The 17,473-nt window shown below is 58.1% G+C and carries 18 protein-coding genes, 1 tRNA gene and 1 pseudogene; 6 read left to right on the top strand and 14 right to left on the bottom strand.

Annotated elements, in window-relative coordinates; translation table 11 throughout:
• Positions 1–4 precede the first annotated feature (4 nt).
• The 3 genes from tsaE to ahcY form a co-directional block, all read right to left on the bottom strand.
• Positions 5–475 carry a tRNA (adenosine(37)-N6)-threonylcarbamoyltransferase complex ATPase subunit type 1 TsaE gene (gene tsaE, locus AC0V6L_RS12430; protein WP_486154523.1) on the bottom strand — a complete coding sequence of 157 codons (471 nt, stop codon included), beginning with the start codon at positions 473–475 and terminating at the stop codon, positions 5–7.
• Entirely contained in the window at positions 472–2,850 is a 2,379-nt protein-coding gene (locus AC0V6L_RS12425; RefSeq protein ID WP_486154522.1) for a sensor histidine kinase, read from the bottom strand. Before AC0V6L_RS12425 ends, tsaE begins: the two co-directional genes overlap by 4 nt.
• A 105-nt stretch (positions 2,851–2,955) precedes the next feature.
• The gene (gene ahcY, locus AC0V6L_RS12420; RefSeq protein WP_486154521.1) at positions 2,956–4,374 is read right to left on the bottom strand and encodes an adenosylhomocysteinase; all 1,419 of its coding nucleotides are present in this window, start codon (positions 4,372–4,374) and stop codon (positions 2,956–2,958) included.
• Positions 4,375–4,526: 152 nt separating this feature from the next.
• Between ahcY and AC0V6L_RS12415 the strand changes: the two genes are divergently transcribed.
• Entirely contained in the window at positions 4,527–5,006 is a 480-nt protein-coding gene (locus tag AC0V6L_RS12415; RefSeq protein WP_486154520.1) for a redoxin family protein, read from the top strand.
• A 68-nt stretch (positions 5,007–5,074) separates the two neighbouring features.
• Here AC0V6L_RS12415 and folE read toward each other — a convergent pair whose 3' ends face one another.
• From folE to AC0V6L_RS12400, 3 genes are all read right to left on the bottom strand, one after another.
• Entirely contained in the window at positions 5,075–5,686 is a 612-nt protein-coding gene (gene folE / locus AC0V6L_RS12410) for a GTP cyclohydrolase I FolE (protein WP_486155137.1), read from the bottom strand.
• Positions 5,687–5,987: 301 nt separating this feature from the next.
• A tRNA-Cys gene (locus tag AC0V6L_RS12405) sits at positions 5,988–6,065 on the bottom strand.
• A gap of 53 nt (positions 6,066–6,118) precedes the next feature.
• The gene (locus AC0V6L_RS12400) at positions 6,119–6,523 is read right to left on the bottom strand and encodes a (deoxy)nucleoside triphosphate pyrophosphohydrolase (protein WP_486154519.1); all 405 of its coding nucleotides are present in this window, start codon (positions 6,521–6,523) and stop codon (positions 6,119–6,121) included.
• A 111-nt stretch (positions 6,524–6,634) separates the two neighbouring features.
• Between AC0V6L_RS12400 and AC0V6L_RS12395 the strand changes: the two genes are divergently transcribed.
• A complete protein-coding gene (locus tag AC0V6L_RS12395; protein ID WP_486151212.1) occupies positions 6,635–6,814 on the top strand; it encodes a Flp family type IVb pilin in 180 nt (59 codons plus the stop codon).
• A 131-nt stretch (positions 6,815–6,945) separates the two neighbouring features.
• Positions 6,946–7,107: a Flp family type IVb pilin gene (locus tag AC0V6L_RS12390; protein ID WP_486154518.1), complete on the top strand. Its 162-nt coding sequence runs from the start codon at positions 6,946–6,948 to the stop codon at positions 7,105–7,107.
• Between the two features lie 95 nt (positions 7,108–7,202).
• Here AC0V6L_RS12390 and AC0V6L_RS12385 read toward each other — a convergent pair whose 3' ends face one another.
• The 7 genes and pseudogenes from AC0V6L_RS12385 to AC0V6L_RS12355 all read right to left on the bottom strand — a co-directional run bounded on the left by AC0V6L_RS12385 (position 7,203) and on the right by AC0V6L_RS12355 (position 12,871).
• Complete coding sequence (locus AC0V6L_RS12385; RefSeq protein WP_486154517.1) at positions 7,203–7,895, bottom strand: LysM peptidoglycan-binding domain-containing protein; 693 nt, start codon at positions 7,893–7,895, stop codon at positions 7,203–7,205.
• Positions 7,811–8,614: a M48 family metalloprotease gene (locus AC0V6L_RS12380; protein ID WP_486154516.1), complete on the bottom strand. Its 804-nt coding sequence runs from the start codon at positions 8,612–8,614 to the stop codon at positions 7,811–7,813. The genes AC0V6L_RS12385 and AC0V6L_RS12380 overlap by 85 nt, the downstream gene beginning before the upstream one ends.
• A 202-nt stretch (positions 8,615–8,816) precedes the next feature.
• Positions 8,817–9,761, bottom strand: coding sequence for an acetyl-CoA carboxylase carboxyltransferase subunit alpha (locus AC0V6L_RS12375; RefSeq protein ID WP_486154515.1), 945 nt, complete (start codon positions 9,759–9,761; stop codon positions 8,817–8,819).
• Between the two features lie 65 nt (positions 9,762–9,826).
• A pseudogene (locus AC0V6L_RS12370) lies at positions 9,827–10,644 on the bottom strand (tyrosine-type recombinase/integrase).
• A gap of 105 nt (positions 10,645–10,749) precedes the next feature.
• Positions 10,750–11,988 (bottom strand): hypothetical protein, encoded by a 1,239-nt coding sequence (locus AC0V6L_RS12365; RefSeq protein ID WP_486154514.1) that lies wholly within the window; start codon positions 11,986–11,988, stop codon positions 10,750–10,752.
• A complete protein-coding gene (locus AC0V6L_RS12360; RefSeq protein WP_486154512.1) occupies positions 11,946–12,638 on the bottom strand; it encodes a hypothetical protein in 693 nt (230 codons plus the stop codon). The genes AC0V6L_RS12365 and AC0V6L_RS12360 overlap by 43 nt, the downstream gene beginning before the upstream one ends.
• A 23-nt stretch (positions 12,639–12,661) precedes the next feature.
• Positions 12,662–12,871, bottom strand: coding sequence for a hypothetical protein (locus AC0V6L_RS12355; protein WP_486154511.1), 210 nt, complete (start codon positions 12,869–12,871; stop codon positions 12,662–12,664).
• A gap of 38 nt (positions 12,872–12,909) precedes the next feature.
• Between AC0V6L_RS12355 and AC0V6L_RS12350 the strand changes: the two genes are divergently transcribed.
• Genes AC0V6L_RS12350 through AC0V6L_RS12340 form a run of 3 tightly spaced genes read left to right on the top strand, consistent with a single transcriptional unit; the run spans position 12,910 to position 15,349 of the window.
• Complete coding sequence (locus tag AC0V6L_RS12350) at positions 12,910–13,476, top strand: shikimate kinase (RefSeq protein ID WP_486154510.1); 567 nt, start codon at positions 12,910–12,912, stop codon at positions 13,474–13,476.
• A complete protein-coding gene (aroB, locus tag AC0V6L_RS12345; RefSeq protein WP_486154509.1) occupies positions 13,467–14,582 on the top strand; it encodes a 3-dehydroquinate synthase in 1,116 nt (371 codons plus the stop codon). The genes AC0V6L_RS12350 and aroB overlap by 10 nt, the downstream gene beginning before the upstream one ends.
• A complete protein-coding gene (locus tag AC0V6L_RS12340; RefSeq protein WP_486154508.1) occupies positions 14,579–15,349 on the top strand; it encodes a cyclase family protein in 771 nt (256 codons plus the stop codon). Before aroB ends, AC0V6L_RS12340 begins: the two co-directional genes overlap by 4 nt.
• 21 nt (positions 15,350–15,370) lie before the next feature.
• Here AC0V6L_RS12340 and AC0V6L_RS12335 read toward each other — a convergent pair whose 3' ends face one another.
• On the bottom strand, positions 15,371–17,407 hold the full coding sequence (locus AC0V6L_RS12335; RefSeq protein ID WP_486155136.1) for an ATP-binding protein: 2,037 nt from the start codon (positions 17,405–17,407) through the stop codon (positions 15,371–15,373).
• Positions 17,408–17,473 lie beyond the last annotated feature (66 nt).

Below are 17,473 nucleotides of genomic sequence, written 5' to 3'. Positions count from 1 at the left end.
TCACTCATATTGTGCGCCTTAGCCAATCCGCCCCATATCTCGCAATCGCAATTCGCGTCTGATCCTCAGGGTTATCAGGCCTTTCAAGTTCAATGTGAAGGCATCCCGCCTCATGCGCAAAGCCGCCCGCATGATCGGGCCATTCCGCGATCAATGCCGCGCCCTCGCGGTAATCATCAAGGCCTATCTCTGCCAGCTCGCTCGGATCGTCGAGACGGTAAAAATCCGCATGGACAATCGGCAGCCGCAAAGGCGGCGCATCATAGGTTTCGATGATAGTGAATGTGGGGCTTGGCACTTCGCCTTCGTGCCCCAAAGCGGCGAGCATCGCGCGCGCCAATGTCGTTTTGCCCGCGCCCAGCCCGCCTGACAGCGCGACCACATCGCCTGCGCGCAATTGCGCAGCGATACGCGCACCATATTGGGCCATGGCCGCAAGATCGGGCAGCGAAGTGCGCGTTTCAGAGCCGGTCACAGCAGCCGGATAATCGCGGTCGTGCCCGCGCCTTTTTCGCTTGCAAGGTCGAGTTCCCCGCCATGCGCTTCGATCAATTGCCGCGCGAGCGGTATGCCAAGCCCGCTGCGCTTTTTCGCGCCATCACTGCCGCCGCCCTTATCGCCATCCATCGCGCGGGCGAGTTCTTCCTTGCTCATCCCTTCGCCATTGTCGGAAATGATGATCTGCGCGGCAAACTCGCTGTCTGCAGGGGCCGCCTGTATCTCGATCAGGATTTTCCCATCGCGCGGCGTGCCGGCAATCGCATTGTCGAGCAGATGGCCCAAAGCGCGGCCCATTTGGCGCGGGTCAAGCTCTATGATGCGGCCACTGCGCCCTTTCAGATCAAGCCCAAGCCCGGCACCAATAATCGCCTCTTCGCGTGCGCGCACCAACCGTGTGAGGAACCGCAATAGATCGGTGTCCTCCTTATCAATCGGCAACAGCCCGGCCTCGCTCTGCGACAGGTCGAGCACGTTTTCCACCTGCTCTGTCAGCCGCGCGACTGCTGTCAGAATGGCATCAACATATTCGCCCGTCTGCTCGTTCACTTCGCCCGCCGCACCGCTTTTGATCATTTCAGCAAAGCCGCCGATAGAGGTAAGCGGAGTGCGAAATTCGTATGACATATTGGCAAGAAAGCGCGCTTTGACCGCATCTGCCTCTTCCAATGCCACAGCGCGGTCGCGCAGAGCTTTTTCCGCCTTTTGCGAATCGGTGATGTCGAGAACGCTGAGCAGCCCATTTCCATCGGGCAGCGGCACACCGGCAAACCGCAAAGTGCGCCCATCTGCCAGATCCACCTGGCCGCCTTTCTCGCGCCGATCAAGCGTGGCTGATCGCACCGCAGCGCCAATTTCGCGCGCTTCATCGGGCCGTTTCAAATTGGCGCCAATCGCGTCGAGCAAGTCGGACGCAGCCGGATGCGTATCAAGAAATTCAGGCGTCAGCCCCCAAGTGCCTGCAAAACTGCGATTCCACAATTGCACCGATCCATCAGGCGCGAAAATCGCCAGCGCTTCGAACAGGCTGTCCAAAGTCGCGGTGCGCGTGCGCAGCAAGGTATCGCGCGTGGCGGATAAAGCGAGGCTTTCAGTGCGGTCCTCTGCGACCAGCACCAGCCCTCCATCGGGCATGGGCTGAGCGACGATCCGCAAATGCGTGCCGCCGGGCAGCGGCCACAATTCTTCGATCATATCTGGCGCGCCGAACCACGCTTCGTGTTCACGCCGCCATTCCATAAAATCGCGCACTTCGGGCGTCAGGCCCCGTTCGCGCGCATCGGATAGGAACCGGTCAAAGCGCTGCTTTTCCTCAACCGCTTCGCTTGGCAATTCAAACAGGCGGCGCAGCGGGCGGTTCGCAAAAGTCAGTTGCTCGCTCGCGTTGAACTGCGCAACGCCCACTGACAATTGATCGAGCATCGCGCGCTGCGCATCGCGAAAGGCGCGAAATTCGCGGCGGACCTGCTGCTGTTCCTCAATATCTATCGCATATCCAGCCACGCCTTCCCGGCCCAAAGGCAAATCGGTGACCCTGAGCGATCGCCGCGCGCCAAGGATCGTGGTGGCCAATTCGCGCTCCGTTTTTTCCTGACTGGCCATTGCCGCCTTTGCGATAGCAGCGGGGCTTTTGCCATCGACCGTTTCGACAAGTTCGATCTGATCGGCGATCACTGCGGCGGCATCGGCTGCGCCCACCGCATCAACATAGGATTGGTTGACCAATTGCAGGCGCATATCCTTGGCCCGAAACCACATGGGGACAGGTGCCGCTTCGATCAGGCCGACAAGCGCTGCAAAATCCTTTTCCGCCCGCGCGGTGCTGGTGCGAAGGCGGTGCAGTTCATCTTCGCTTTGGGTAAAGTCAAAGACCCAGATCAACGCAGCCCCGCCGGGCGACACTTGGCTGTCGGCCAGCGCGCCATGCAAGGCAAGCGACCGGCTTGATCCCGGCGGTGTGATCGCCATGTGGAACGGCGCTGCAGTTTTCTGAGTGCGGCGCACATGCTCTGTCAGCGTGTCCAGCTGAGCGCGAGTAAGGCCAGCGCTTGCCGCGATCATCCCATCCGCTCCGTCTTCATCCGCAGCCAATTCGCTGAGATATTCGGGCATTGCCTCCAGCCCCAGCCACCGGGCCAGCCGCACGGGCGCTTCTACTTTGCCATCAACTCGCACCAGCATCGGCACAGATGGAGCCACTTCCAGCATGTGCTGCATCCGCTTGAGCGAGGTTTGCGTTGCCTCCATCCGCCGGGTCCGGCCATTGGCGCGCACAATCGCATAGCCCGCGGCCCCTGCCCATGCAGCCAGCAGCAGGCCGATCACAACCAATGCGAGAAGCGAAAATTCCATGACATCTCAGCTATGCGTGCGGCGTGCACGATGCAACGGCTGGAATCAGAAAAGCCCCCGCAATTGCGAGGGCTTTCCCATGTTTTCATGATCAACCGTTTGCGATCAATACCGGTAATGATCCGGCTTGAACGGTCCAGCCTGCGGCACACCGATATAGTCGGCTTGGCTCTGGCTTAGCTGGCTTAGCTGCACGCCCAGTTTTTCAAGGTGCAAAGCAGCCACTTTCTCGTCCAGATGCTTGGGCAAGACATAGACCTCGTTCTTGTATTCATCGGCCTTTGTGTAAAGCTCGATCTGGGCAAGCACCTGATTGGTGAAGCTCGCGCTCATCACGAAGCTGGGATGGCCGGTGGCGCAGCCAAGGTTCACAAGGCGGCCCTTGGCGAGCACCAGAATGCTTTTGCCATCGGGGAACGTCACCATATCGGTGCCGTCCTTGATTTCCTTCCAGTCGTAATTGTCGAGCGCGCTGATCTGGATCTCGCTGTCGAAGTGGCCGATGTTCGAAACGATGGCCATGTTCTTCATGTTCTTCATGTGCTCACCGGTGATGACACCTTCATTGCCGGTGGCTGTTACAAAGATGTCAGCGCGTGTGACCGCCTCATCCATGGTGACGACTTCGTAGCCATCCATCGCAGCCTGAAGCGCGCAGATGGGGTCAATCTCGGTCACCATTACGCGCGCGCCGCCATCACGAAGCGACGCGGCAGAGCCTTTGCCCACATCGCCGTAACCGGCAACGCAAGCGACTTTACCCGCCAGCATCACGTCAGTTGCGCGGCGGATCGCATCAACGAGCGATTCTTTACAGCCGTACAAGTTGTCAAATTTCGACTTGGTCACGCTGTCATTCACATTGATCGCGGGGAATGGCAGTTTGCCCTGTTTGGCGATCTGGTAAAGGCGCATGACGCCTGTGGTTGTCTCTTCGGAAACGCCTTTGATGTTCTGCACCGATTTGGTCAGATAGCCCGGCTTGGCTTTCACATAGGCTTTCAAGGCGCGCTGGAATTCGATCTCTTCTGCGTTGGCAGGTGCAGGCATTTCTTCGCCCGCTTCGATCCGCGCGCCCCAAAGCGCAAACATGGTCGCATCGCCGCCATCATCCAGAATGATATTGGCGGTTTGATCAGCGTCTGCATCGGTTGACCAATCAAAGATGCGGCCAACATAATCCCAGTAATCTGCCAAAGTCTCACCTTTGATCGCGAACACCGGAATGCCCTGGTCGGCAATCGCAGCAGCGGCATGATCCTGCGTGGAAAAGATATTGCACGTCGCCCAGCGCACATCCGCGCCCAGAGCCACCAGCGTCTCGATCAAAACGGCGGTCTGGATCGTCATGTGCAGCGAGCCCGTGATCCGCGCGCCTTTCAGCGGCTGGGCTGCGCCATATTCTTCGCGCAAGGCCATCAGGCCGGGCATTTCGGTTTCGGCAATCGCAATTTCATCGCGGCCATATTGGGCAAGCGCGATGTCTTTGATGATGTATTCCTGGGTAGCGGCAGCAGTGGCCATAATCAGTCTCCGTAAGTCGATTGCCTGCGCCCTAGCCGTGTGCCGTGCGAGAGGCAAATATAAACTTATCTTTATATCTGTAATTGTTGCCGCACGCCGCTGATCCCCTATAGCCGCTCCAGTAGGTGTTTAATCAACTAAAGGAGCTCCCAATGACAATTTCTGTTGGCGATAAACTGCCCGATGTCCAAATGGTGAAAGCCACAGCCGAAGGGCCGCAGCCGGTTCAGGCGTCTGAATATTTCGCAGGCAAGAAAGTCGCATTGTTCTCTGTGCCCGGCGCATTCACCCCGACATGCTCGGCAAAACACTTGCCCGGATTTGTCGAAAAAGCAGCCGACCTCAAAGCCAAAGGCGTCGACGAAATCGTTGGCACCGCAGTGAACGATGCGTTCGTCATGGGCGCGTGGAACGCCTCTGCTGGATCGGATGACATCACCATGTTGGCCGATGGCAATGGCGATTTCGCCGATAGCGTAGGCCTGACCATGGATGGATCAGGTTTTGGCATGGGCAAGCGCGGCCAGCGGTTCTCCATGGTGGTCAATGATGGTGTTGTGGAACAACTGAACGTCGAGGCACCCGGCGATTTCAAAGTGTCCAGCGCGGAACATATGCTCGGCCAATTGTAGAACCGGCAATGCAATCAAAAAAAGGGCGCCCAATCGCGGCGCCCTTTTTATTGTCTGCAAGGGATGGTTCAAAATCCCATCAGGCTCATAACTTCCTTGCGGCTGCGATGATCGTCGAGGAAACAGCCCATCATCCGGCTGGTCAGCATTTCAACCTCGTGCACTTTAACGCCGCGCCCGGTCATGCAGCCATGTTCCGCTTCGATCACCACGGCAACGCCAAGCGGTTCAAGATTGTCCCAGATGCACTCTGCCACTTCGGCAGTCAGGCGTTCTTGCACCTGGAGACGATTGGCATAGCCGTGCAGCACCCGCGCGAGCTTCGAAATGCCGACGATCTTCTTGTCGGGCAGGTACGCAATATGCGCTTTGCCCGTGATCGGTGCCATGTGGTGTTCGCAATGGGATTGAAACGGGATCCCTTTCAACAGGACGATTTCCTGATAGCCGCCAACCTCTTCAAAAATGCGAGAGAGGTGAATGGACGGATCTTCCTGATTGCCGCGGCAGTATTCCAGCCATGCACGGCCAACGCGTTTGGGGGTATCCAGCAAGCCTTCCCGCGACGGATCATCGCCTGCCCATTTGAGCAAAGTGCGGATGGCGTCCTGCACATCATCGGGGACATCGGGTTTGTTCAATGGATTATCCGGGTCAAATTCATCGCAATCGTGGTTCATATAGTTCACGGCATTACCTTTCTGTAGCCGTCTCCGGCCTATTTCTGGCAAGCAAATGGACCCGGTGCCCGGCCCGTCACTCCCTTGTTATGATCCCATATGAAAAAACTGACGTGGCTTCAGTGAGTTCCGTGCGAAATTTGCAATCTGCACCCTCAGTTGAAAAAAGCGAACCACATGCGTTTTCTTCAACTCGTATATAGGAAGGATCGCGGCCTTATTCACCCCTGAGGGTAAGATTTAACCTTCGCGATGGCGGTGAAACAAAAAAGGGACCGCCCTCGCAGGCAGTCCCTTTCTATGGCGCACCCGGAAGGATTCGAACCTCCGGCCCCCTGATTCTGTAGTCAGGTACTCTATCCAGCTGAGCTACGGGTGCGCGTGAGCAGCGGCACATAAGCGGGCATTCCAAGCTTGGCAATCCTTAATGCGTCACCCGTGCAAAGCTTTTTCAAACAGCTGGGCTGCCAATGCTTCATCCAGAGGCGGCTTTGGCAGAGAATCAATTTCTTCCGGCGTGAACCAACCGACCCCGCCGCCCTCCAGGGATTTCGGCTGCCCATCCCAATCACTCAATTTGTAAAGGAGTATTACAATGGCAGGCTCTGCAGGCAGAGGCGCGCTCTGAGCAAAGGCCGCTGGCGAGCAAGACTGCGGCGAAACATCAATCCCCAACTCCTCTTTCAACTCACGAACAAGAGCTTCTGCAGGAATTTCAGAAGCTTCAACCTTGCCACCAGGGAATTCCCATAGACCGCCATGGTGTTTGGCCATGGGCCTGCGCTGCATAAGCCATAACCCGTCCCCCCGCGTTAAAGCGCCCGCAACAACCGGCATCCAAGGAAGCGACCTGTCGGTTTTTTTCCATCATCAGCCATCAGATCAACCTTTTCTTAACCCGCAACCGCGATTTCACGAATTGTCAGAAACGTACAAACGGGTGACTCCATGAAATTGACGAAATTCCTGAATGACCTTGGAACCGACAATTCGGGTGCCACAGCCGTGGAATACGGTCTGATCGTAAGCCTGATCGTGATTGCCATGATCGGGGCCTTTACGTCCGTTGCCGATTCCAATGACGGTATGTGGAATGAGGTTTCTAATGCTTATGAGCAAGCCTCGTAGAATTAACTCTTTCGAAACAATGCGGATTAGCAATTCTTCAAGAGCTCATGATTAGAACGATGAATGTCTGATGAGAACGTTTCAGAATCAGACACGGGTACAGAAGACCAAAAAACCAGGAGAATACAGTTATGTTTATGAAAATGCTTCGCGACGAACAGGGTGCAACTGCTATCGAGTACGGCCTGATCGCTGCTCTTATCGCTGTCGCTGCCATCACTGCAATGGGCAGCCTGGGTGATAACCTCGGCAACACCTTCAACACCGTTTCGGACGAAATGGAAGGCGCATAAGCCTTTAGCTCTAACGAGCTAAGTTGACCAAAAAAGAGCGGCGGAGGGAAACCTCCGCCGCTTTTTTGTTGTGCTGGTTCACAACGCAGGCGCGATTAGCGCGCTCTCACCACCAATTTAACTTTGCGGCCTGCGGTCAAACGATCATTGGCGCCAAGTCCATTAAGCACACGGAACCGCGCTTCCTGCCCGGTGGTGTAAGCCATACGCCGGGCGAGCGAGCTGACAGTGTCACCGCGCTGGACGGTTACCACATCAATTTCCCGCTCGACCACGCGGTCTGCCTCCGCTTGTGTGATTCGTTTCATCGATTGGAACATCGGATTAAACGTCGCAGCCTTGCCCGCAGGCGCGATTGCGGCAAAATGATAGGCGCGATCAGGCGAAAATTCATACGCAAAGATCACCAGATCAACCTGGCTTTGGCCGTTGTTAACTCGCGCAGTGCCGTATGCCGCATTCAATCCGTTAACCCGCGTGCGCTGAATGCTGGAGGGAGCAAGGTTGTTTTCTTTCCCGCCCATGGTCGTGAATTGCTGGCGAACATAGCTCTCCAGATCGCCTGCATAGGCGGCAAGTGTAAGCTGCGCCTTGCCGCTTTGGCCGTTAATGCTGACAGCGCGACTGCCATTGACCATGTAAAACCCTTGCGGCGCAGTGAAACTCAGGCGGAGCTGAGGATGGATAAATTGCGATCCTTCAATCACGCCCTGTTCCGGATCATCGCCGTACAACAGCCCGTCAATCCGGCTGAGGAATGTGTCGCGATTGGTAACGCTTCCCTGCAAACCTTCGGCTTTCGCCAGGGCCCCCGCACCCGGCTGGCGGGATCGGGGTGAGTGGATGCCCATGCAGGAACACTTGCATTGCCGCGGCCCTGCAATTGCGCATCTAGCGAATTTTGCGCAGCAAGGCTGGCGAGCACTGTGCCCATGGCGCGCGGATTATAGCCTGCTTTGGTAAGATATTGGATGCCCAGATCATCGGCTTCCAATTCCTGACTGCGCGAAAAACGCAGAGTCAAAAGCTGCGAACCCTGCAAGAAACCGCGCGAAACTGTATCGCCAATACCGCTATTGCCCAGCAGGATCGAAGACCCAATCGCGCCGAGCACGCCAAGGATCGAATTGCGCTGAGCGTTTTGTTGCCGGCGCTGCGAATGGCGCGCTGCGACATGGCCAACTTCATGTCCTAAAACCGCCGCCAATTCCGCTTCGTTGTTCATCAAGCCGACCAGCTGGCGCGTGGTGTAAATATACCCGCCTGGCACCGCAAAAGCGTTGTTTACCGATGAATTGAGCAGGCTGACCGTGAAGCTTTCGCGCGCATTGCCCAGCCCCGATTGCACCGCGATATTCTTGCCCACCTGCTCGACATAGGCCGCTTGCGTGCCGGTCATCGCGCCGCCAAATTCATTCAGCAATTGCGGGTGATATTCCGCGCCTTGCTTGGCTTCGGTTTGGGTAATCGGAGTGGAAGCAGACGGGATAGCGCCGCCCCCATACAACCCGCCAGCGCCAACGCGCCCAAGCCGGCACCGGAAAACCGGGCCGCCATTTTGGTGAAGTTCTTTTTGGTTTTCATCGCATCTCTCCCGCCGGCCTGTATTTATCAACTGCCCCAAGGGTATCGGCAGTGGGCGCTTGGGAACAAGACCGGCAATCAAAATTAACCTTAAACGAGAGGCACCCCGCCCTCTTTTGAGGTCACTAACCCCCTAATTGCAGGAATCGTTCCTCCCGCATTCTAATCAGGTCTTCGCTTGGCATATCAGACAGCGCATCCAGCTCCTCGCTCAAAGCTTTGGCAAGGTTGCCCGACACGCCTGCCGGATCGCGGTGCGCGCCGCCGGCGGGTTCTTTGACAATGCGATCAATGACTTTGAGCCGCTTAAGGTGCTGCGCGGTCACTTTCATGGCCTGCGCCGCATCGGCCGCTTTTTCGGCGGTGCGCCATAGAATCGAAGCGCATCCTTCAGGCGAAATCACAGAATAAACGGCATGTTCAAGCATCAGGACGCGCTCTGCGCTGGCCAGCGCAACCGCGCCGCCCGATCCGCCTTCGCCCACGATCACCGCGACCATGGGAACCGGCAGAGCCAGACACGCCTCGGTCGAACGCGCGATCGCTTCTGCCTGGCCGCGTTCCTCTGCTTCAACGCCCGGAAAAGCACCCGATGTGTCCACCAAAGTCACAACCGGCAGGCCAAACCGCCCGGCAAGTTCCATCAAACGGATCGCTTTGCGGTATCCTTCGGGTTTGCCCATGCCGAAATTGTGCGCGATCCGGCTTTGCGTATCGTTGCCTTTTTCATGGCCGATCAGCATCACCCGGCGGCCATTCAGCCGCGCAAATCCGCCCATTATCGCGATGTCATCGCCGTACAGCCGATCCCCGCCCAGCGGCATGAAATCGGTAAAGGCATTCGCCACATAATCACGAAAATGCGGGCGCTGGGGGTGCCGCGCGACCTGCGTTTTCTGCCAGGGCGTAAGCGAGGCATAGGTGCTCGCCAGCAATTCAGCGCTTTTGTTTTCGAGCCGTTCGATCTCCGAGGCTACGTCAACACCGTGATGCGCATCCACGCCGCGCAATTCATCGATGCGTTCTTCGAGGCTGGCGACCGGTTTCTCGAAATCGAGATAAGTAATCATGGCGATGTCGCTAAAGCGATGCGAGCCGCGCTGCAAGAGGATCGCGCGTTTATCCCGACCTTGCGTCAGCTTTTGTGCATCGCCAGCGGGTGACGTTCATTCACCAAAGCCACCAGACGCGCTGCATCGACATGGGTGTAAATCTGCGTCGTGGCGATATCGGCATGGCCCAGCAGAGTTTGAAGGACGCGCAAATCAGCCCCCCTTCGAGCAGATGCGTGGCAAAAGCATGGCGCAGAACATGCGGACTGATCCCTGCCGGATCGATGCCTGCACGCGCCGCCAAACCTTTCAAAAGCTGAAACAATCGCACACGGGTGAGATGCCCCGTTTTCCCGCGAGAGGGAAACAGAAACGCCGATTTGTGCTCAGCCTTACGCACATCGCACCACCGCGCCAATGCCTCGCCAGCACGCTCGCTCACCGGGACCATGCGCGCCTGCCCGCCTTTGCCCATTACCGTCAACAAAGGCGCATCGCGCGGGACCGCCGATAAAGGGAGCGAAACCAGCTCGCTCGCTCTCAGCCCCGATCCATAGAGCATTTCTATTAGGGCAAGCTGGCGAATATCAGCAGCTTTGCCGCTTTCCGCTTCCACTTGCGCGCGTTCAAACAGCGCGCCAACCTCACCGTGCGAAAGCACTTTGGGCAGCGGGCGGCGGGTTTTGGGCTCTGGCAATGCGCCCGAGGGATCATCGCTACGCCAGCCTTCATCCACAGCAAAACCAAAGAACTGCCGTAAAGCCGACGCTTTGCGCGCCACGCTGGACGGGGCAAGATCGCTCCAATGGCCGGCAAGCTTTCCGACCTGCGCGCGCGGCGCTTCGGCGAGATCACCGATCGCCTCCTCCGCTCCCGCCAGATCGCGCGAATACGCAACCAAAGTGTTCGCCGCCGCACCGCGTTCCGCGGCGAGCATATCAAGGAAAGCGGATACGGCAGGCGACATAAGGCGGCGCGTTAGCGAGCGTGAGACTGCGGGTGAATGCTACCCACGCGCCACCGCTTCGGCAGCGATCATGCGCGCTTCTGCCTTCAGCCCGCTGCGATCCAATGCGCGCACCACATGAAACAGATGAAGCGGCGTCATCTGCCCCCAATTCTCGCCCTGCATCCCAAGCCCCGCAAGCAGCGAAACGAGAGCGGGGTTATCAACATCCGCCGCTTTCGAAATCAGCTGCGTCCAGCGCGTGTTGCGGTTGAGATCAATCTCAAGATCGCCGGAGAATTCCTCCAGATCCGCAGGCGCAATCCGCCCAAGCCCTGCAAGACCCGCAATCAGAAATTTCGATCGGCGCGCATCCTCGCTGTAATCGTTGGACATATAGGCATCAATCGCATCCGCGCTCGCCTGACCAGCGCCCGACCGGGCAAGCGCCAATTGCGCCCAACCCTCGCTGCCATCGGCAACAAAATCGCGCCAAACGGCCGCATCCCGGTCAAGCCCGGCTGACAGCATGGAGGCGATCAGACCCGGTGCCTGATCGGTCACCTGCTTGGATGGGACAATCCGCGCAGCCGCATAAGCGGTGAGCACTTTGCCAGCATAATCGCCCGAGCCCGTTTCCCCCCACAAAGTGCGCATCGCACCGATCCGGGCCGATGGATTGCCGCCAATATAGGCTTGACGCAGCAGATCCGCTTTTTGCGCCGGATCACCCTGTATGCCGGGCTGCGCATAAATCGCGCTGTATAGATCAACCATTGCGCGCGATGATAGAATTCCGCGCTGCGCTGCACTATCGGCAAGCTGCGCGCGCTTGGCCATAGGCAGCATGGCGCTAGCCGCTGCCGCATCGGCAAAATAGCGGCCCGATGCGCTTTCAAGCGCCTCTTCGAGCAAATCATCCGGCACATCTTCACCCACCGCATTGGCAAGCGAAAACCGCCAAGGGGTCAGCGTTTCGACCGGCTCCCAGTCAATTTCCGCAGCCCGCCTGCCGCGCCCTGCCGCCCCTGCATATCGCAGCGCCAGAATGAGGTCGATTTCAGGCGCAACTTCCTCGGCCAGAGCGTTATCGAGATTGGCGTTCGAGCGTGCGGTCTCCCCGCCATAGGCCTGGCAGATCGCCTCTAGCATCAGCCATTGAGGATCATCCTCGCGGTCAGCGCTCTGCCCGCGCACACCCGGACATGCGCCCGACAGATCGGATGCGGCAATATAAGCGCGCACCGCCTCATCGGTCAGCGCCTTGTCCCAATTGCCAGTGTCAATATCTTGGACCAAAGCGCGTGCAGCAGCGAATTCCCCATTTCATTCATGATGCGCACACGCAAAGTCGCAAACTCAACGGGCTCCATGCCTTCGGGCGCAGTCAACCGGCTGGCGAGCGTGCGGCGCACCAGGATATGCCCCCAGCGCGAAACGAACGGACCATCGATCCCTTGCAATACGGCGCGCACGAGGTTTTCGGGCTGTTTGGCCAATGACGCGGTTGGCAGTCCACCTTCCTGTTCTGACAACAGTCCCACTTGCGACAAAGTGCGCCGCGCGGCGGGCGGTATATCGAATTTGGGCGTCAAACCGAGCAAATCGTCGAGTTCATCGGTGGAAAGGTTTTCAAGCTCTCTTAGCGATGGAACCCGGTCCAGTTGTCCGCGCGATATGGACGGGACAGATGGCGCAGCTCCGCTTTGGGTAGCGCTGCCACCGGCACCGCCTGAAGGCGAAGCCACGCTGCCGCCACTGCTCGATGCGGGAGCAGGCGATGGCGAAGATGCGGAAGGCCGCGGCGCCGGACTTGGCGCAGGAGCGGGATCGTCAAAGCCCGGCGGCAACAGCGATTCCGGAGCATCCTGCGCGCTCGCCAGCCCTGCCGCGAGCGCGCCCATGGCCGCCCCCGCGATGCCCAAAGCGGCGACAGAGCCAAGCCACACGCTTCTTTTCCTTGTTCCAGCGCTCATGATGCAGCCCCTGTTTTCTGCGGAACAGCAATATCCTGCACAATCGGATGCAATGGCTCCTCGCCCCCATCAATATATGCGAGCGCAGCTATGCCGATCACAGCCAAAATCGCATAAACAGGCGCGCGGCGGCGCAATCCGGCGGCGAAAGAGCGATCCGGCGGACCATCAGAAAAATTTCTATCAGTGGGTTCAGCGTTTGCCATATTGCGCGCGCTTTAACCCATCTATAGGCCTTCGGGCAATGACCCAGCAGGCGACTTTGAACGACAGCGCAATTGCGCAAATCGCGGCGCGGATTGATCGCCCCATTGTCCTTGTCGGATTGATGGGAGTTGGCAAATCCACAGTTGGGCGGCGATTGGCCGCTATGCTGGAACGCAATTTTATCGATGCTGACGAAGAAATCGAAAAAGCCGCCCAGCGCACCATTGCTGAAATCTTCGAGGAGTTCGGCGAGGTTTACTTCCGCGATGGAGAACGCCGCGTGATTGGCCGCCTGATAGAAGAGGGCCAGGGCGTCATTGCAACAGGCGGCGGCGCATTTGTGGATGACGAAACCCGCTCGCAGATATTGGACAACGCCATTGCAGTCTGGATCGACTGCGATATCGACATTTTGGTTGAACGCACGAGCCGGCGCGACACGCGGCCATTGCTCAAAAATGGTGACCCGCGCGAAATCTTGACTGACCTGTTCACTCGCCGCGAACCGTTCTACCGGCAAGCGCAAGTGCGCGTGCAAAGCCGCAATGGCCTGCATGCCGACACAGCGCGCGCAATTATCGAGGCAGTGGGCGAATGGATGTGATTAAAGTCGCTCTCGCGGGGCGCAGTTACGATGTGACAATTGAAGAAGGGTGCGTGCTGAGCGATCTTGCAACTCATGCTCAGCCTTTCCTTGCCTCTTATGGCGCGCGCAAGGTGCCTTTTGTTGCAGATAGCAACACGCATAATCTGTTTGGTGAGGCGATAGAGAAAAGCCTAGCCGCCGCAGGGTATGAACCTGCCTGGTTCATCGCTCAACCGGGCGAAAGTGCGAAATCGTGGGGCGTTTTGGAAAAGCTCACCGACTGGCTGCTCGCCCAAGGGGTCACGCGGTCTGACCATGTCTTCGCGCTGGGCGGCGGAGTGGTGGGCGATCTTACCGGTTTTGCCTGCGCGGTCACCAAGCGCGGCTGCGAGTTTGTGCAGATCCCGACGACACTGCTTGCACAGGTGGATTCATCCGTGGGCGGAAAGACCGCAATCAACACGGGCGCGGGCAAAAACCTGATCGGTGCGTTTCACCAGCCTGCCGCGGTGCTGATCGACCCGCTTGTGCTGGACACTTTGCCAAAGCGCGAAATGCAGGCGGGTTATGCTGAAGTGCTCAAATATGGCGTGCTGGGCGATGCGGAATTTTTCGGTTGGCTTGAGGCCAATGGCCCCAAGGTTCTCGCGCGCGAACCGAGAGAATTGGGCCATGCCATTGCGACCAGCATCGCCGCCAAAGCCCGCATCGTCGCCGAAGACGAACGCGAGACATCAGGCGTGCGAGCGCTGCTTAATCTGGGGCACACTTTCGGGCACGCTTTGGAAGCCGAAACTGGGTTTTCGCAAGACCTGCTGCATGGCGAGGCGGTCGCACTCGGCATGGTGCTCGCCGCACGCTATTCGGCGCGGCGCGGCGACTTGAGTGATGCGGATGCGCAGAGGATTGCGCGCGCGGTTTCCGATGCGGGGATGCGCCATGAGATCGCCCAGCTTGGCATGCACTGCAATGGCGCGAAGCTCGCCGATCACATGCGGCACGACAAGAAAATGGAAGGCGGCACCCTCCCCTTCCTGCTGCTGCGCGGCATTGGCGAGGCCTATCTAGCCCGCGATGTGGCGCTGGATGATGTCGCCGCGTTTCTTGACGAGCAACTCGCTTGACCCGCTTCATCGATTTGTCGATCCCGATCACCAATGATGTGATCTCCGATCCCGAAGTGATGCGTCCCAAAATCACTTACATGACCCATCAGAATACCTGGGAACAGATCGCCATGTTCTTTCCCGGTCTTACCAAAGAAGACCTGCCCGATGGCGAAGGCTGGGCTGTCGAAACGCTCGAATTGTCCACTCACAACGGCACGCATATGGACGCGCCGTGGCATTATCATTCAACCACAGATAGCGGCGCGGCGCCTGCCCCCAGCATCGATGAAGCACCGCTCGACCGGTTCTTTCGCCCCGGCGTAAAGCTCGATTTCTCGCATCTAGCGCACGGGGCTGTCGTCAGCGCGGCACAGGTAGAAGAGGCGCTCGCGAAGATCGAATACACCCTAGAGCCGCTCGATATTGTGCTGATCCAATCGGGCGCGGTTTACGGCACGGATAATTTCACCGATCAAGGCGTGGGATTGGGAGCCGAGGCGACCCTCTGGCTCACAAGCCAAGGCGTCGAGGTTGTCGGCACCGATGCGTGGAGCTGGGATGCGCCCTTCAGCCACACGGCAAAGCGGTGGGCTGAAACCCGCGACCCCGCGATCATCTGGGAAGGTCACAAGGCAGGCCGCATTCGGCCATATTATCAGATTGAAAAGCTAACGAACCTCGCCGCACTACCGCCGCACGGCTTCATGTTCAGCTGCTTTCCCGTGAAGATCGAACGCGCGAGTGCGGGATGGATCAGAGCTGTGGCGATTGTCGAGGACTAGACGCCCGCCTATAAACGCCGCTCACTCCAGCTCCAAAATCACCGCATCCACTGCCAGGCTCTCGCCCTCTTCGGCGTTGAGTTTGGCGATCACGCCCTCTTTTTCGGCGCGTAAGATGTTCTCCATCTTCATCGCTTCTACTGTGGCAAGCGGCTGACCCGGCTGCACTTCTTCGCCTTCTGCCACATGCAGTTTCACCAGCATTCCGGGCATGGGGCAGATCAGCATTTTGGACAGATCCGGAGGGATCTTTTCAATCATGTGCTGGGTCAGCGGAGCCACATCTGCGGGCAGCACCAATGCCTCATGCGAGGCGCCCCTCGTTGTCATCCGCCAGCGAACACCGATCCTTTCGACCTGAACAGCCATATCCTTGTCGCCCGTCACATTGGCGAGTTGCTCACCCACGCGCCAATCCCATGTGCCGCGCAAAGTGTGGCCATCGACATTCGCGCCGCCTTCTTCGAGCAGCACGTCAAATTTTCGCTGCGCAATCGTCACCATCCAGCGCGATGGCGGATTGCCAGGATCGCTAAGCTGGCCAGAAATGCGGCGCGAGCGGACCTGATGATCGAATTCAGCGCCAGCAAAAAGCGCCGCCAATTGCCGCAGATGCGCATCATCGGCAGGCGCGCCGGTAAAGCCATCGGGATATTCCTCGGCGATAAAGCCGGTGGTCAACTCGCCCGAACGGAACCTTTCGTGCTGCATGATTGCGCTGAGGAAATCGACATTGTGGCCAAGCCCCTTGATCTGGAACCGGTCGAGCGCCTCAATCTGCAAATCTGCCGCTTCCTCCCGCGTGGGTGCCCAGGTGATAAGCTTGGCGATCATGGGGTCGTAGAACATCGACACTTCGCCGCCTTCGAACACGCCATCATCCACACGGATGCTGCCTGATCCGTGCGCAGTCCCGCGGCGCGCTTTGCCGCCGACCATCTCATCTTCGCCCCAGCCAGCGATTGGTGGCTGATAGCGAACAAGACGGCCGGTTGATGGAAGAAAGCCGCGATAGGGGTCTTCGGCATAAACGCGGTTTTCGATCGACCAGCCATCAATGCCGATATCATCCTGCGTGATCGACAGTTCTTCCCCCGCTGCAATACGGATCATTTGTTCAACCAGATCAACCCCGGTGATGGCCTCGGTCACAGGGTGTTCAACCTGCAAACGCGTGTTCATTTCAAGGAAGTAGAAACTCTCACCCGTTGGGTCTGCCCCGCTGACGATCAGCTCAACGGTGCCGGCAGAATGATAGTCCACCGCCCGCGACAAAGCGACGCATTGTTCGCCCATGGCTTTGCGCATTTTGGGTGTAACAAAGGGCGAAGGCGCTTCTTCGACAACCTTTTGGTGCCGCCGCTGGATCGAGCATTCACGCTCGTTCAGATACACGATATTGCCGTGCTTATCGCCCAAGATCTGAATTTCGATATGACGCGGGTTTTCGATGAATTTCTCGATAAACACGCGGTCATCGCCGAACGAGTTTAGCCCTTCACGTTTGGTCGCCTCAAACCCTTCGCGTACGTCTTTTTCAGACCAGGCAAGACGCATCCCTTTGCCCCCGCCGCCAGCGGACGCTTTCATCATCACCGGGTAAGTGATCCCGTTTGCAATCTCGACAGCATGTTCTGTGTCGCGGATTTCGCCGATATGTCCGGGAACGACATTGACGCCCGCTTCCATCGCAAGCTTCTTGGATTCAATCTTATCGCCCATTGCCGCAATCGCGCCTGCTGGCGGGCCGATAAAGGCGATGTTCTCAGCCGCCAAAGCTTCAACAAAACTCGCGCGTTCAGACAAGAAACCGTATCCGGGATGTACGGCCTCTGCACCGGTTTCCTTGCACGCCGCGATAATTTTTTCCGGGATCAAATAGCTTTCCGCCGCCGGAGCGGGACCGATATGAACCGCCTCATCCGCCATACGCACAAATGGCGCTTGCTTGTCAGCATCAGAATAGACCGCGACAGTTGCGATCCCCATTTTCTGCGCAGTCTGGATCACGCGGCATGCAATCTCGCCGCGATTGGCAATCAGGATCTTGGAAAACAAAGTCGTGATCTCCATCACATTTGGTGTTCGCACATGGCTATGGCGCGTGCGTGCACCGCGCGCAAC

This window comes from Erythrobacter sp. JB1-15 (assembly GCF_057365035.1).
Note: the sequence above shows the minus strand (reverse complement) of the source record. Positions and strands in the feature narration are given on the sequence as shown.

Bases quoted from the DNA above. Each gene is read 5' to 3' on its own strand.
- AC0V6L_RS12425 (WP_486154522.1), bottom strand. From the start codon at position 2,850: ATGGAATTTTCGCTTCTCGCATTGGTTGTGATCGGCCTGCTGCTGGCT.
- ahcY (WP_486154521.1), bottom strand. From the start codon at position 4,374: ATGGCCACTGCTGCCGCTACCCAGGAATACATCATCAAAGACATCGCG.
- AC0V6L_RS12415 (WP_486154520.1), top strand. From the start codon at position 4,527: ATGACAATTTCTGTTGGCGATAAACTGCCCGATGTCCAAATGGTGAAA.
- folE (WP_486155137.1), bottom strand. From the start codon at position 5,686: ATGAACCACGATTGCGATGAATTTGACCCGGATAATCCATTGAACAAA.
- AC0V6L_RS12400 (WP_486154519.1), bottom strand. From the start codon at position 6,523: ATGCCGGTTGTTGCGGGCGCTTTAACGCGGGGGGACGGGTTATGGCTT.
- AC0V6L_RS12395 (WP_486151212.1), top strand. From the start codon at position 6,635: ATGAAATTGACGAAATTCCTGAATGACCTTGGAACCGACAATTCGGGT.
- AC0V6L_RS12390 (WP_486154518.1), top strand. From the start codon at position 6,946: ATGTTTATGAAAATGCTTCGCGACGAACAGGGTGCAACTGCTATCGAG.
- AC0V6L_RS12375 (WP_486154515.1), bottom strand. From the start codon at position 9,761: ATGATTACTTATCTCGATTTCGAGAAACCGGTCGCCAGCCTCGAAGAA.
- AC0V6L_RS12355 (WP_486154511.1), bottom strand. From the start codon at position 12,871: ATGGCAAACGCTGAACCCACTGATAGAAATTTTTCTGATGGTCCGCCG.
- AC0V6L_RS12350 (WP_486154510.1), top strand. From the start codon at position 12,910: ATGACCCAGCAGGCGACTTTGAACGACAGCGCAATTGCGCAAATCGCG.
- aroB (WP_486154509.1), top strand. From the start codon at position 13,467: ATGGATGTGATTAAAGTCGCTCTCGCGGGGCGCAGTTACGATGTGACA.